Source organism: Bacillota bacterium, from assembly GCA_012842395.1.
In the GTDB taxonomy this organism is placed as follows: domain Bacteria; phylum Bacillota; class SHA-98; order UBA4971; family UBA4971; genus UBA6256.
Genome location: DUSX01000034.1, coordinates 81,208 through 94,782, shown reverse-complemented (window position 1 = coordinate 94,782; position 13,575 = coordinate 81,208). Strand labels below are relative to the sequence as shown.

The window sequence follows — 13,575 nt, the reverse complement described above, 5'->3', positions numbered from 1 at the left end:
GTCCGGATCCGATGGGTCGGCCTTTTGGGTGGCGGGAGAAGTGCGGCGTCATCGGCGTGATGACGGCGGGGGGGCTAAGTGCCTCGGAGTTTGTGTACTACGGGCTGCAGGCGCTTCAGCACAGAGGGCAGGAAAGCGCGGGAATGGCGGTGTCGTCCGGGGCGGGGACGGGCATACGTCTCCACAAAGCCATGGGGCTCGTGTCCGAGGTCTTCGGAGGTGGGGTCGGCGAACGTATGAAGGGCACCCTCGCCATCGGACACGTGCGCTACTCAACTGCCGGTTCGGCCGGCATAACCGACGCTCAACCGCTCGTGTTCCACTATCCCTGGGGGGACCTGGCCCTCGCGCACAACGGAAACGTGGTCAACGCGGACGCGCTGAGGAAGACCCTCGGCATGTCGGGGTCGGTCTTCCAGACCACCGTGGACACTGAGGTCATCGGGTGTCTCCTAGCCAGATACTCCCAGAACGACCTGGCGGACGCCCTCCTCAAGTGCATGATCGACTTGGAGGGCGCCTATTCAGTCGTGTTGATGACGGAGACGATGCTCATGGGGATGCGCGATCCGCACGGGTTCAGACCGCTTTGCCTGGGCGTGCTGCCCTCGGGCGGCTTTGCGCTCGCGTCGGAGTCGTGCGCCTTAGATGTGATCGGAGCCGACCTCATGCGCGAGGTGGAACCGGGGGAGATCGTGCTCATCGACGCGAACGGCGTGAGATCGGTGCACGGCCCGGTGATAACGAGGCGCACCACGTGCGTGTTCGAGTACATCTACTTCGCAAGGCCAGACAGCGTGATCGATGGCGTGAACGTGAATGAGGCCAGGTACGAGATGGGACGCGTGCTTGCAGAGGAACACAGGCTGGACGCTGACGTGGTGGTGCCCGTGCCCGAGTCTGGAGTTGCGGCTGGACTGGGGTTCGCTAGGGAAAGCGGCATACCGTTTGAGTACGGCCTCGTCAAGAACAGATACCTGGGCCGCACGTTCATCCAACCAACCCAGGGCGAGAGGAGCCTTGGCGTGCGGCTCAAGCTCAACGCCGTGCGCCGGCTCGTGGAGGGCAAGCGTGTCGTGCTGGTGGACGACTCGATCGTTCGGGGCACCACCAGCGCGCGGCTGGTGAGGCTCCTGCGCGAAGCCGGTGCGAGGAGCGTGGGCCTGCTCGTGGCCTCGCCCCCCGTGATGTATCCCTGTTTCTACGGCATCGATACGTCCAGGCGTGGCGATCGGCTTGCGGCGTCGGGTGGTGAGGAGTTCGTGCTGGCCTTGACGGGGGCTGACACCTTACATTACCTGAGCCGCGAGGGGCTGCTGGAGGCCATGAAGCGTGCTGCGGGCGCGACGCGCCGGGAAGAGCTGGGACTGTGCCTCGCGTGCTTCGACGGCGATTACCCGGTGCCTGTCGAAAGGGGTGCGCCTGGTGTCACTGCGACTACGCTTGAGACGGGCGCTGGCGCGTGGGGTGAGGCTGCACGCCCCGTCGCTGCAGCGAGTGCGGGCCCTGTCCTGCGTGCAACATACGCGGGCGCGGGCGTTGACATTGACCGGGGCGCGAGGGCTGTGGAGCTCATCCGGGATGCGGTTGCCTCCACATTCGATGAGGGTGTGGTCGGCGGAATCGGTGGGTTCGGCGGGGTGTACAAGCTGGGTGAGGCTGGCTCGCCCGCAGGGGACCTCCTGCTCGTGGCGGGCGCCGACGGAGTTGGGACGAAGCTGCGCGTCGCGATCGAGGCCGGGAAGCTCGATACGATAGGCATCGACGCTGTGGCCATGTGCGTGAACGACGTGCTCACGTGCGGGGCGAGGCCGCTCTTTTTCCTTGATTACCTCGCCCAGTCCAGAATAGACCCGGAGAAGGTCGCGACCATAGTGTCCGGGATGGCGGAGGGGTGCAGGCAAGCGGGATGCGCGTTGCTCGGAGGGGAGACCGCCGAGATGCCTGGGTTTTACGGTGAAGGCGATTTCGACGTGGCGGGATTCGCGGTGGGACTTGTGAGTCGAAGCCAGCTCGTGGACGGCACGCGAATCGAGCCCGGGGACGCCCTTATAGGCCTTGCCTCGTCTGGCCTCCACAGCAACGGGTTCTCCCTCGCGCGGCACGTCCTCTTCGACATCGCCGGGCTCGGTCTCAATGACGAGCCGGAAGGCGTGAGACGTCGGCTCTGGGAGGAGCTCCTCGAGCCAACCAGGATTTACGTGCGGTCCATATTGGACCTTGCAGCCAAGGTTCGTATATGCGGCATGGCTCACATAACCGGAGGGGGACTCATCGACAATCCTCCGCGCATGCTCCCGCCCGGCCTGGGCCTGAGGCTCAGGCGCGGGTCGTGGCCCGTTCCGCCCGTTTTCAGATTGATCCAGAGGCTCGGGAATGTGGAAGAGCGAGAGATGGCGAGGACGTTCAACATGGGCATCGGGTTCATCGTCGCCGTGAAGCCAGGGGACGTCGCGCGGGCTGTGCAGATCCTGGAGGCGGCGGGCGAGCGGTGTTATGTCGTGGGAGAGGTCGTTCCGGGGAACGGGGAGGTGACTTTCGTTGACGCGTGACGGGTTCAGCGTCGTAGTGATGGCTTCAGGCCGGGGATCCAACTTTCAGGCCATAGTGGACGCCGCCGAACGCGGGAGGTTGAACGCCCGAGTGGTGGGCGTCGTGTGCGACAATCCCGACGCGCCTGTCCTCGGGAGGGCAGCCTCCCACGGGATACCGGCCGCGGTCGTCAAGCGCGACGCCTTTGCCTCGCGTGCGGCGTTCGAGGAGGCTCTCGTCCGTGCGGTAGCCGAGTTCGGACCGGACCTGGTGGTCCTGGCGGGTTTCATGAGGGTCCTCGGCAGGACGTTTCTCGAAGCGTTTCCGGGCCGGGTGATCAACATACACCCGTCGTTGCTCCCAGCGTTCCGCGGCCTGGAAGCTCAACGCCAGGCGCTGGAGTATGGGGTGAAATACAGCGGTTGCACGGTGCACTTCGTGGATGAAGGCGTGGATACAGGGCCGATACTGGGCCAACGAGTTGTCCCGGTGATGCCAGACGACACTCCCGAGTCGCTCTCCGCCCGAATCCTTGAGCAAGAGCACGACCTCCTCGTGGAGTGCATTCGGGCTCTTGCAGAGGGGCGGGTGAGACTTGAGGGGAGGAGGGTCTTGGTGGAAGAGCGGTGAGCCTGCGCGGGCTCACCCCGTGCGTCTGGTCCGGCTTCTGCCGGGACGCGCCGCCTCGGGCGTCGTCTCCGAGTGCAACACCGGCTGCCTGGCAAGTAACGGAAAGTGGAAATGGGGCGGGCAATCTCTGATGCGTCCTCAACACCGGTCCTGCATCACAAGGAGGTGGACGAATTGGAAGTGCGTAGGGCGATCATCAGCGTTTACGACAAGACAGGCGTGGTAGAGTTCGCGGGCGCGCTCTCGCGGCTCGGCTACGAGATCGTGTCCACTGGGGGCACCGCGGCCGTTCTGCAAGAGGCCGGAGTCCCCGTAAGGAAGGTGTCGGACCTGACAGGCTTCCCTGAGATCCTCGGAGGCCGTGTGAAGACCCTTCACCCCGCGGTGCACGCCGGGATCCTCGCGCGGCGGACGCCCCAGCACGAGGAGGAACTCCGGCAACTGGGCATCGCGTTCATCGACCTCGTGGCGGTGAACCTTTACCCGTTCACGCAGACTGTGGCAAGGCCGGGTGTCACCCTCGAGGAGGCCGTTGAGAACATCGATATCGGTGGCCCGACCATGGTGAGGGCGGCAGCCAAGAACTTCGAGCGCGTCACGGTCGTGACCAACCCCGCGAGGTATGCGGAGGTCATATCCGAACTCGAGCGTCTTGGGGAGGTATCGCATGCCACACGGACGCGCCTCGCTGCTGAGGCCTTCCGGCACACGGCTGAGTACGACCACGCCATAGCGGAGTTCCTGAGCCGGGCGGCCGGTTCGGACGACGGCCCGTTCGGCGAGCGCTTGTGGGTGCGGGGCACGAAAGTGCTCGATCTGCGTTACGGTGAGAACCCTCATCAGAGGGCGGCTTTCTATGCTGTCGAGGGCCTGGGGACGGCGAGGTGGGGGAGGAGAGGCCTTGCCGGCGCCCGACAGGTGCAGGGCAAACCGCTTTCGTTCAACAACATCCTCGACGCCGACGCGGCGCTCAGGATCATGAAGGAATTCAAGGAACCAGTCGCCGTGGTCATAAAGCACACCAATCCTTGCGGCGTGGCGGTGGGGGATGACCTCGCAACCGCGTACGTGAAGGCTCGCGAGGCTGACAGCGTATCCGCCTTCGGGAGCGTGGTGGGCCTCGGCGGGACCCTCACCGAGGAAGTGGCCAGCAAGCTCGTGGAGACGTTCGTGGAGGTCGTTCTCGCCTGGGGCGTGGAGGACGATGCGCTCCGCATCCTCGCCACGAAGCGCAACATGCGGGTGCTCGTGATCCCGAGGGATGATCCCGCGGGGGATGATCCCTTGAGCGTCGCCGCGAAGGGAATGGACGTGCGCTGGGTGGACGGAGGCTTCCTCGCCCAGGAGGCGGACGGTGCCGACGGCGACGCGGACCGCGATGTTCGCGTGGTGACGGCGAGAAGGCCAAGCGTTCAAGAGGCAAGATGGCTCCTCCACGCAATGCGCGTCGCGAAGCACGTCAAATCCAATGCCATCGTGCTGTGGAAGGACGATGCCACGGTCGGGGTCGGGGCGGGCCAGATGAACCGCGTCGGCTCCGTGAGGATAGCTGCGGAGCATGCCGGGCCGAACGCCCGAGGCGCTGTTCTGGCGTCCGATGCCTTCTTCCCGTTCCGGGACGGCATCGACGAGGCTGCGAAGGCTGGCGTGACGGCCATCGTCCAGCCCGGCGGGTCTGTCAGGGACGAGGAGTGCATAGCTGCCGCCAACGAGCACGGGATCGCCATGGTATTCACCGGCGTCCGGCATTTCAGGCACTAATGTGCGGCGCCATAAGTTTTCGTCTCCTTTCTTGACGGCGCGAGGGTTGCCGGTGTTGCCCTCCGGGGACGGCGCGCTTGCGGCGCGCCTCGTTCGAATTCGGCGCTTAAGAGAGCCGAATTCTCCATGCCCCGTTGTGCAAGCACCGGCAACCCTGGGCAAGACCCCTCCGCCGAAAAGTAGCGCGAACTTTTGGCGACATACTTAGCCAGGGATGCGCGAATGGTTGCCGCTCCTGTGTGTGAGAGGGGCGAGGGCCCGAGGCGCGCTAGGCGCCGAAAGCGGCCCATCACCGGCGCCTGCCGTGCGGCAACCCAGGCCCCGCAGGAGCGATATGCGGCGCATCCTGGCTTACGGGTAGGCATTCTGGTCTCGGCGCCCGCAAGACTCATCAATGGGGTGATGGAATTGAAGCGTGATGGTCTTCGCGTGCTCGTTGTCGGGCAGGGAGGAAGGGAGCACGCGCTCGTGTGGAAACTCGCCTCAAGCCCCCGGGTCGCGGAGGTTTACGCCGCGCCTGGCAACCCCGGGATAGCGAGGCTCGCCTCGTGCGTGCCCATAGCCGCGACCGACGTCGCGGAGCTTTCGAGATTCGCCCTGGACAGGCGCGTGGACATCACCGTGGTTGGGCCGGAGGCTCCTCTCGCAATGGGGCTCGCGGACGAGTTCACCCGGCTTGGGCTGGCCGTATTCGGGCCCACGCGCCTAGCCGCTGAGATTGAGTCCAGCAAAGCCTGGGCGAAGGAGTTCATGAAGAGGAATGGGATCCCCACCGCAGACTACCGCATCTTCCTCGACGAGGACGCGGCCGTCGACTTCGTCCGGCGGCACGGTGCGCCCGTTGTCGTGAAGGCGGACGGGCTCGCGGCCGGCAAAGGGGTCATCGTCGGAACAACGCCTGATGAGGCCGAACATGCCGTCCGAGCCGTGGCATCGCTGAAGTCGGGTCGGGGCATCGTGGTGGAAGAACTCCTCACCGGGCGAGAGATGAGCTTCTTCGCGGTCACGGACGGCAGGACCGCGGTCCCGCTCATGCCCGCGAGGGATCACAAACGCGCCGGCGACGGCGACGTCGGCCCCAACACGGGTGGAATGGGGGCAATAGCCCCTGCTCCGGAGTCCAGCGGGCCCCTGGAGTCAAGGATCATGGCGGAGATCATCGAGCCAGCTGTGCGGGGCCTGGCTGAGGAAGGCCGCAGATACGTAGGAGTCCTCTACGCCGGGCTCATGCTTACGTCGTCTGGGCCGAAGGTGCTCGAGTTCAACGCGAGGCTTGGGGACCCGGAGACCCAAGCCGTTCTTCCCATGATGGAATCCGACCTCGTGGACATCATAGAAGCCGCCGTTGAGGGAGATGCTTTCGGGTTCGGGCCGGCGTCGGTGGCGGTGCGATGGCGTGAAGGGGCGAGCGTGTGCCTAGTCGTGGCATCCGAAGGGTATCCGGCCCAGCCGGCTGTGGGCGACCGGATCTACATGGATGAGGAGGCCGCCTGGGCCGAGGGACTCCTTCTGTTTCACGCCGGCACGAAATACGACGCCGATGGCCGCTTGGTGAGCTCAGGTGGACGCGTGATGAACGTCGTGGCCACCGCCGGGACCGTTCGGGAGGCCAGCGCTCGCGCGTACGAAGGCGTGCGGCATGTGAAGTTCCGTGGGATGTGGTACCGCAGGGACATCGGCCTGGCCTGACGAACCGCGTGGACGTGGGAATCCTGGGCTTTCGCGCTGCGACTTGGCGCCGACAGCGGCCTGCCGCCGAGCACGGATTGTCGCAGTCTCCGGCGGGCATGATAGACGCGGGAATGTCATGCACGGAGATGGTTAGATCATGGTTGGCGACACTTGGCAAGCGCAAGAACCAGTCAAACCCGCCCGCGCGGCGAAGGAAACAGAGGAAGCCAGGGAGGTTTTAGCTGTCGAAGCCACCAAACCCCGGGGCACTCCACGCGGGCGGGAATCCTCGTCTCAAAAAGCCCAGGTGAAGGGCGTTCACGCGCACGGAACATCCAAGGCCCGCAAGACTGAGATGACCCACAAAACCCGTTGATATCGCTGCCGGGCACCAGGCAGCCACATCGGCCGGCCCGGCCCGAACCGGGCCTCTCTACCTCTAGGCCGCACACCTGCACCGCCGGAGAACCGAGGGAGCGTCGCGGCCATGATAGCTGCATTTTACCATAACTGGTGTGCCATGTCTATCCCCAGAATCTCGTGAATTCGCTTCGCGCCTCGTGGCGACGGCACCTCGGGGCGCTCACCAGCCCTCCATGACAGCGCGTGCGGCCGCTGAATACCGGGCGGGTGCCGAAACATGGGCGCCCTGCACCCTTCACAATCCACGTGCACCGTGTGGGAAACCACGCCCCCAATACGGTTTTCTCCCGCAGTTCGTGCGTGCGTACGGCACGCACTTTGCTTATAATAGTGAGTTGTTGGGTGCCGGCCGTTGCCAGCACCTGGGGGCCGCGTGCTCAGGGCGCGAGGAAGGTCGCGACACGGCCTCGGGGCGTCGCGGAGGGCAGGCTCCAGTTCGCCCCTCCGATTCGTCCGGTCGCGCGCGGAAGCCGTGATGTGCGGGGGTGAACGTCGTGAAGGGATGCAAATACGGGACCCATCGCGTGATCGAGCCGAAAGGGGTGCTGCCACAGGCGGCCTGGAAGATCGACAACACAATGGTGCTCTACGACAATGAGATCCTCGTCGACGTCGACATGCTGAACATAGATGCGGCCAGCTTTACACAGATCCAGCAACAGGCCGGGGGCGACGAGGACGAGATGAAGCGAATCATGCTGGACATCGTGAGGGAGCGGGGGAAACACCACAATCCCGCGACCGGCTCAGGCGGGATGTTCACCGGCACCGTCCGCGAGGTCGGCCGGGAGCTTGTGGGAAGGGTTGACTTGAAACCCGGCGAACGTATAGCTAGCCTGGTTTCGCTCTCGCTGACACCTCTTGTGATCGAGGAGATCCTCGAGATACGCAAGGACACGGATCAAGTGAGGATCCGGGGTCAGGCCATTCTGTTTGAGAGCGGCGTCTGGACGGTGCTCCCGTCCGACATGCCCCCTTCTCTTGCCCTCGCGGTGCTCGACGTTGCCGGGGCACCAGCTCAAACCGCGAAGCTCGTGAAGCCTGGGGACACGGTGCTGGTCGTCGGTGCGGGCGGGAAGTCGGGTCTACTATGCCTTTTCGAGGCGAGGAAGCGTGCGGGGGTGACGGGGAGGGTCCTTGGGCTTGCTCACAGTCAAAAGAGCCTCGATCGCGTGGTCGAATCGGGCCTCGCGGACCATGCTTTTGCGGCGGACGCGACGCGCCCGTTGGAAGTGTTCGAGAAGGTGAGCGAGCTCACCTCGGGCAGGCTTGCCGACATTACGATCAACTGCGTGAACATCCCGGGCACCGAGATGGCGTCCATCATGGCGACGCGCGACAAGGGGATCGTGTATTTCTTCAGCATGGCGACGAGTTTTACCGCTGCCGCGCTCGGTGCCGAAGGGATCGGCAAGGACGTGACGATGATCATTGGAAACGGGTACACGGAGGGACACGCTGAGATAGCCCTGGCCACGCTCCGTGAGTGCCCGGTCCTGATGGAGATGTTCCTGAAAAGATGGGCGGCCGGTTGACGGCCGCCGAAGGAGATGGCGGCGCAGATGAGACACTTCCGCGACATCCCGCTATGGAAGGATGTCAGCAGCGCCGATTGGAACGACTGGCGCTGGCAGGTAAGAAACAGGGTCACCGACGTGGAGACCCTCAAAAAAGCCCTAAACCTCACCCCCGAGGAAGAAGAGGGCGCGACACGGTGTCTGGAACGCTTTCGCATGGCGATCACACCGTACTACGTGAGCCTGATGTCGCCCGACGATCCACATTGCCCCGTGAGGAGACAGGGGGTGCCGACTGCGCTAGAGCTGCGCACCACGCCGTACGACATGGTTGACCCATTGCACGAGGATGTGGACTCGCCTGTGCCGTACCTCACGCACAGGTACCCGGACAGGGTGCTTTTCTTGGTGACGAATTTCTGCTCCATGTACTGCCGGCACTGCACCAGGCGCCGGCTGGCCGGGCACGCCGATGCCCACGTGACGAGGGACGACATCGACCGGGCCATCGATTACATCCGGAGGACCCCGGAGGTGCGGGACGTGTTGGTGTCGGGCGGCGACCCGCTGGTGCTTGACGACGACGCCCTCGAATATGTGCTCAAGGCGTTGAGATCCATCGAGCACGTGGAGGTGATCCGTATCGGAACGAGGACCCCTGTGGTCCTCCCGCAACGGATCACGCCTGAGCTTTGCGCCATGTTGAGGAAGTACCACCCCCTATGGGTGAACACTCACTTCAACCACCCGAAAGAGATCACGCCTGAGTCAAGAAAGGCGTGCGAGATGCTGGCGGACGCGGGGATTCCCCTGGGCAACCAGTCGGTGTTGCTCCGCGGGGTGAACGACTGCCCTTACGTAATGAAGAAGCTTGTGCACGAGCTTGTGAAGATGAGGGTCCGTCCCTACTACATTTACCAGTGCGATCTCTCGATGGGGCTGGGTCATTTCAGGACGCCGGTGGCGAAGGGCATCGAGATCATCGAGTACCTTCGGGGCCATACATCGGGATTCGCGGTGCCCACCTTCGTCGTGGACGCGCCGGGCGGCGGGGGCAAGATCCCCGTCGGGCCTCAGTACCTTATCTCACAGGGCGAACACAAGGTCGTGCTTCGCAATTACGAGGGCGTCATCAGCGTGTACAACGAGCCGGAAAGCTACGAAAGCTCGTGCGGCACATGCTCGCTCTGCAAGGAGGTGGAGCGGAGGCCCGTCGGGGTCGCGGGGCTCCTCGAAAGCAAGGCCGTGAGCATGGAGCCGAAAGACCTTGAGAGACACGCGCGGAAGAGAGCGCGAGAGACCGACAAGGGGAGGTGAATGTCGTGGCAGGGCCGAATCCCGGCATTGCCGATGTCGTCCTTGCAGCGGGCAGGAGCGTGGCCGTGGTTGGCATGGCGAAGAACTGCGGCAAGACCGTGACGCTCGGGGCGATACTCGACGGGCTCGCCGCGAGGGGGATACCCGTGGGGGTGGCTTCCGCAGGTCGGGACGGCGAGGACGTGGATGCCGTGACGATGCAGCCGAAGCCGCCGATACGACTACCAGCGGGAGCGCTCTTCGCAACCGCCGAGCGCCTTGCGGCGAAGACACGGACGCCGATAGAGCGTGTTGGTGTGACCCGTCATTCATCGGCACTGGGCCGGCTGGTCGTGTACAGGACCCTTGCGCCGGGCACTGTCGAGGTGGGCGGTGGAAACAGCGCAGCGGCGGCGCGAGAGGCCGTTGCTCTCATGCGCGAGCTCGGCGCGAGTTTCGTCGCGCTGGATGGCGCTGCTGGGAGGAGGTTCTCGTGCGCGCCTTCGCTGGTTGAGGCGACGGTGCTTGCCACTGGCGCCGCAGCCGCCGAGACCATGCCCAAGGTGGTCCGCCGTACGGCCGTAGCGGCGCGGGTGCTTATGACGCCGGCTTGGAGCAGCGAAGCGGCCGCGCGCGTGCTCCGCGACTCCCTCTCCCGGGCCGACGTGGTGCTGGTCCGCCGGGATGGCTCGCTCACCCGTTTGCGCGTGCCGAGCGTGCTTCTCCGGGCGCATGAGGTGGCTGGCATGGTCACGCAGGACCACGACGCGATCGTGATAGGCGGCGCGCTCGCAGGCGGACTCCTGAGAGCGCTTCTAAGAGGGCACCGTGCGACCCGGCTCACTGTGGTGGTCCGCGATGCCACGAAGATCCTTGCCGAGCCCGGGGACATCGAGCGTTTCAGGTCCGCCGGGGGAAGGCTCGCCGTGATTCATCCTATCAAGCTTGTGGCGGTGACCACGAACCCCGCTGCGCCCGACGGCCGCCTTTTCGACCCCGAGGGTTTCGTGGACGGCACGGCACTTGCCGTCGCGCCTGTGCCGGTCTTCGACGTTGTGGCAGGGATTTCGCGGAACCTTCCTCAAACCGCCGTCGCGGCCAGCAGAAGTCGCGTAGAGCTGGCCAGGGCGAGCGAGGACGTGAAGTTGCCAGGTGAGGGGGGAGTAGCGTGATCGCCACCAGGATCAACGTGGATACATCCCTCGTCGAACGCGCAAGACGGGCCGCGAGGCAGATCGCGGACGGCATAGAGCCCGAGATCGCGGCCAACACCACCACGACAATCGAGAGGACCGTTCTCCGGCTGCTCGGGCTGAACGGCGTGGACGAGGCAGGGGTCCCGCTTCCCAATGTGATAGTGGAACGCGCCCAGGCGGCCGGGCTCCTTGGCGATGGGATCGCGTACTGGATCGGGTCGGCGATGGTGCACGAGGGCCAGTCCGCCGCCGCGATCGCGCATAGGATCGCCCGCGGAGAGCTTGAGTTGGAGCGGATCCACGCCGCCGACGAAAGCGCCGTGCGAGAGGCGGTGGAGACCGAGGCCTCGCGGATGTGCGCGTACATCAAGGGCAGGCGTCTCGAGCGCGAGCGCCTGATAGAGGAGCTCGATACGGCCGAGCCTCCGTACATATACGTGATCGTCGCTACCGGCAACATATACGAGGACGTAACACAGGCGACCGCCGCCGCGAAGTGCGGTGCGGACATAATCGCGGTGATCCGTAGCACGGCTCAGAGCCTGCTCGACTACGTGCCCTATGGGCCAACCACGGAGGGTTACGGCGGAACGTACGCAACGCAGGCAAACTTCCGGATAATGCGTGAGGCTCTCGACGAGGTAAGCCGCGAATGTGGCAGGTACATACGCCTGGTGAACTACTGCTCCGGGCTGTGCATGCCCGAGATAGCCGCCATCGGGGCCATGGAGCGCCTCGACATGATGCTCAACGACGCGATGTACGGGATACTCTTTCGCGACATCAACATGCGCCGCACCTTCATTGATCAGCGATTCTCGAGGATGATAAACGCGTATGCCGGGGTGGTGATCAACACCGGCGAGGACAACTACCTCACGACGGCGGACGCTTACGAGCACGCTCACACGGTCCTCGCGTCGCAGTTCATCAACGAGGAGCTTGCGTTGCGGTCCGGCCTCCGGCCCGGGCAGATTGGGCTAGGACACGCCTTCCAGATGAACCCCGATATGCAGGATGGGTTCCTCTATGAGCTCGCCCAGGCTGAGATGGCGCGAGCCATTTTCCCCCATGCACCCCTGAAGTACATGCCGCCCACCAAGCACATGACTGGGAACATCTTCAAAGGACACCTCATGGACGCCATGTTCAACCTGGCGGGCGTCATCTCGGGCCAGACCATCCAGCTTGTGGGCGTCTTGACCGAGCACATACACACCCCGTTTCTGCAGGACAGGTACCTTGCTATCGAGAACGCGAGATACGTCATGAACAACGCCCGGCATCTCGGGCATGAGATCTCCTATAGGCCGGGCGGGAAGATGGAGCAGCGTGCCAACGAGGTGTTGACAAAGGCCGTGGCCATGCTGGAGCAAGTTGCGGAGATCGGCCTCATGTCCGCCATATCGCAAGGCATGTTCGCGGGAGTGAAGAGGGATCCGCACGGTGGGCGTGGCCTCGACGGGGTCGTGAGAAAGCGAGATGGCTACTATAACCCGTTCCCAGACCTTTTCATGAAGGAGCTGTCGTCCCCGAGCTTCGCGCCCAAACTTTGGCGTGCCGCCGCATGCCCGGCGTCTGGTGGCGCCTTCGACCCCGAGGCGGGGGCGGGAGTTGCTGCAAGAATGGCGTCTGGGCCTGGCGCTCTTACTCTGTGAGAAGGGAGGTCTGGGTGGCGGTGTCGACGGTTAAGGTGGATCGGAGCAGGGTTCGGCCGTACGGCGATACCATCGACGACGGGTGGATTCAGATGAGCTTCACGTTGCCGGTCTCGTGCGGGCCCGAGGCCACCAGGGCAGCCCAATTGCTGTGCGAGAAGATGGGCCTTGACGACGTCCGGGTTGTGTACAGCCACGACATCGCCGGCAGCTTCACGTTCTTCGTGATATACGGCAGATGCGTTCATTCGGTGGACCTCACCACGATCGAGGTTCCGAAGGTGAACATGAAACACATGACCTTCGACGAGATAAACGACTTCATAAAGACACGCATTGGCAGAAAGATCGTCGTTGTTGCGGCGTGCACTGGCACCGACGCCCACACTGTGGGCATCGATGCGATCATCAACATGAAGGGATATGCGGGCGAGTACGGGCTGGAGCGTTACCCGTGGTTCGAGGCGTACAACCTCGGCAGTCAGGTACCCAACGAGGCGCTGGTCGCCAAGGCTATCGAGGTTGGCGCGGACGCGATCCTGGTCTCGCAGGTGGTGACCCAGAGGAACATTCACATAGACAACTTGACACACCTGGCCGAGCTTGTCGAGGCCGAGGGCCTGCGCGGCAGGGTGTTGCTCATAGTGGGAGGCCCGCGGATAAGCCACGAGCTCGCTGTGGAGCTTGGATACGACGCGGGGTTCGGACCGGGCACGGTCCCGTCGCACGTCGGTGCGTTCATAGCTCAGGAGCTCGCGAGACGCATGGGCACGTGGACGCCCTCCGAAGGGCCATGCTCCGAAGGAACATGACGAACAGGTGCGTGCCCCGGCCGGGGGGAGGTGCGATGTGCGGGCCCGGCGTGCTCGCGAGGCGACCACTTAGAGGGGT

General features: G+C 64.4%; 9 protein-coding genes and 1 pseudogene. All 10 read left to right on the top strand.

Annotation, left to right across the window (positions count from 1 at the left end):
• The first annotated feature begins 11 nt into the window (after positions 1–11).
• Positions 12–1,415, top strand: a pseudogene (locus GX515_10230) (amidophosphoribosyltransferase).
• Between the two features lie 96 nt (positions 1,416–1,511).
• Positions 1,512–2,552 carry a phosphoribosylformylglycinamidine cyclo-ligase gene (locus tag GX515_10225; protein HHY33365.1) on the top strand — a complete coding sequence of 347 codons (1,041 nt, stop codon included), beginning with the start codon at positions 1,512–1,514 and terminating at the stop codon, positions 2,550–2,552.
• Positions 2,553–2,571: 19 nt separating this feature from the next.
• A complete protein-coding gene (locus GX515_10220) occupies positions 2,572–3,162 on the top strand; it encodes a phosphoribosylglycinamide formyltransferase (GenBank protein HHY33364.1) in 591 nt (196 codons plus the stop codon).
• 111 nt (positions 3,163–3,273) lie between these two features.
• The gene (gene purH / locus GX515_10215; protein ID HHY33363.1) at positions 3,274–4,923 is read left to right on the top strand and encodes a bifunctional phosphoribosylaminoimidazolecarboxamide formyltransferase/IMP cyclohydrolase; all 1,650 of its coding nucleotides are present in this window, start codon (positions 3,274–3,276) and stop codon (positions 4,921–4,923) included.
• Positions 4,924–5,325: 402 nt separating this feature from the next.
• Positions 5,326–6,612 (top strand): phosphoribosylamine--glycine ligase, encoded by a 1,287-nt coding sequence (purD, locus tag GX515_10210; GenBank protein ID HHY33362.1) that lies wholly within the window; start codon positions 5,326–5,328, stop codon positions 6,610–6,612.
• An 899-nt stretch (positions 6,613–7,511) separates the two neighbouring features.
• Complete coding sequence (locus tag GX515_10205) at positions 7,512–8,552, top strand: L-erythro-3,5-diaminohexanoate dehydrogenase (protein HHY33361.1); 1,041 nt, start codon at positions 7,512–7,514, stop codon at positions 8,550–8,552.
• Positions 8,553–8,579: 27 nt separating this feature from the next.
• Entirely contained in the window at positions 8,580–9,851 is a 1,272-nt protein-coding gene (gene ablA, locus GX515_10200) for a lysine 2,3-aminomutase (protein HHY33360.1), read from the top strand.
• A 5-nt stretch (positions 9,852–9,856) separates the two neighbouring features.
• Positions 9,857–11,002, top strand: coding sequence for a hypothetical protein (locus GX515_10195; protein ID HHY33359.1), 1,146 nt, complete (start codon positions 9,857–9,859; stop codon positions 11,000–11,002).
• Positions 11,002–12,684, top strand: coding sequence for a D-lysine 5,6-aminomutase subunit alpha (locus GX515_10190; GenBank protein ID HHY33358.1), 1,683 nt, complete (start codon positions 11,002–11,004; stop codon positions 12,682–12,684). The genes GX515_10195 and GX515_10190 overlap by 1 nt, the downstream gene beginning before the upstream one ends.
• A complete protein-coding gene (locus GX515_10185; GenBank protein HHY33357.1) occupies positions 12,594–13,496 on the top strand; it encodes a hypothetical protein in 903 nt (300 codons plus the stop codon). Before GX515_10190 ends, GX515_10185 begins: the two co-directional genes overlap by 91 nt.
• The last annotated feature ends 79 nt before the right edge of the window (positions 13,497–13,575 follow it).

What these genes read in the sequence shown, in the direction of transcription:
- GX515_10220 (HHY33364.1), top strand. Translation starts at nt 2,572, where the DNA reads ATGGCTTCAGGCCGGGGATCCAACTTTCAGGCCATAGTGGACGCCGCC.
- purH (HHY33363.1), top strand. Translation starts at nt 3,274, where the DNA reads ATGGGGCGGGCAATCTCTGATGCGTCCTCAACACCGGTCCTGCATCAC.
- purD (HHY33362.1), top strand. Translation starts at nt 5,326, where the DNA reads ATGGAATTGAAGCGTGATGGTCTTCGCGTGCTCGTTGTCGGGCAGGGA.
- ablA (HHY33360.1), top strand. Translation starts at nt 8,580, where the DNA reads ATGAGACACTTCCGCGACATCCCGCTATGGAAGGATGTCAGCAGCGCC.
- GX515_10185 (HHY33357.1), top strand. Translation starts at nt 12,594, where the DNA reads ATGCCCGGCGTCTGGTGGCGCCTTCGACCCCGAGGCGGGGGCGGGAGT.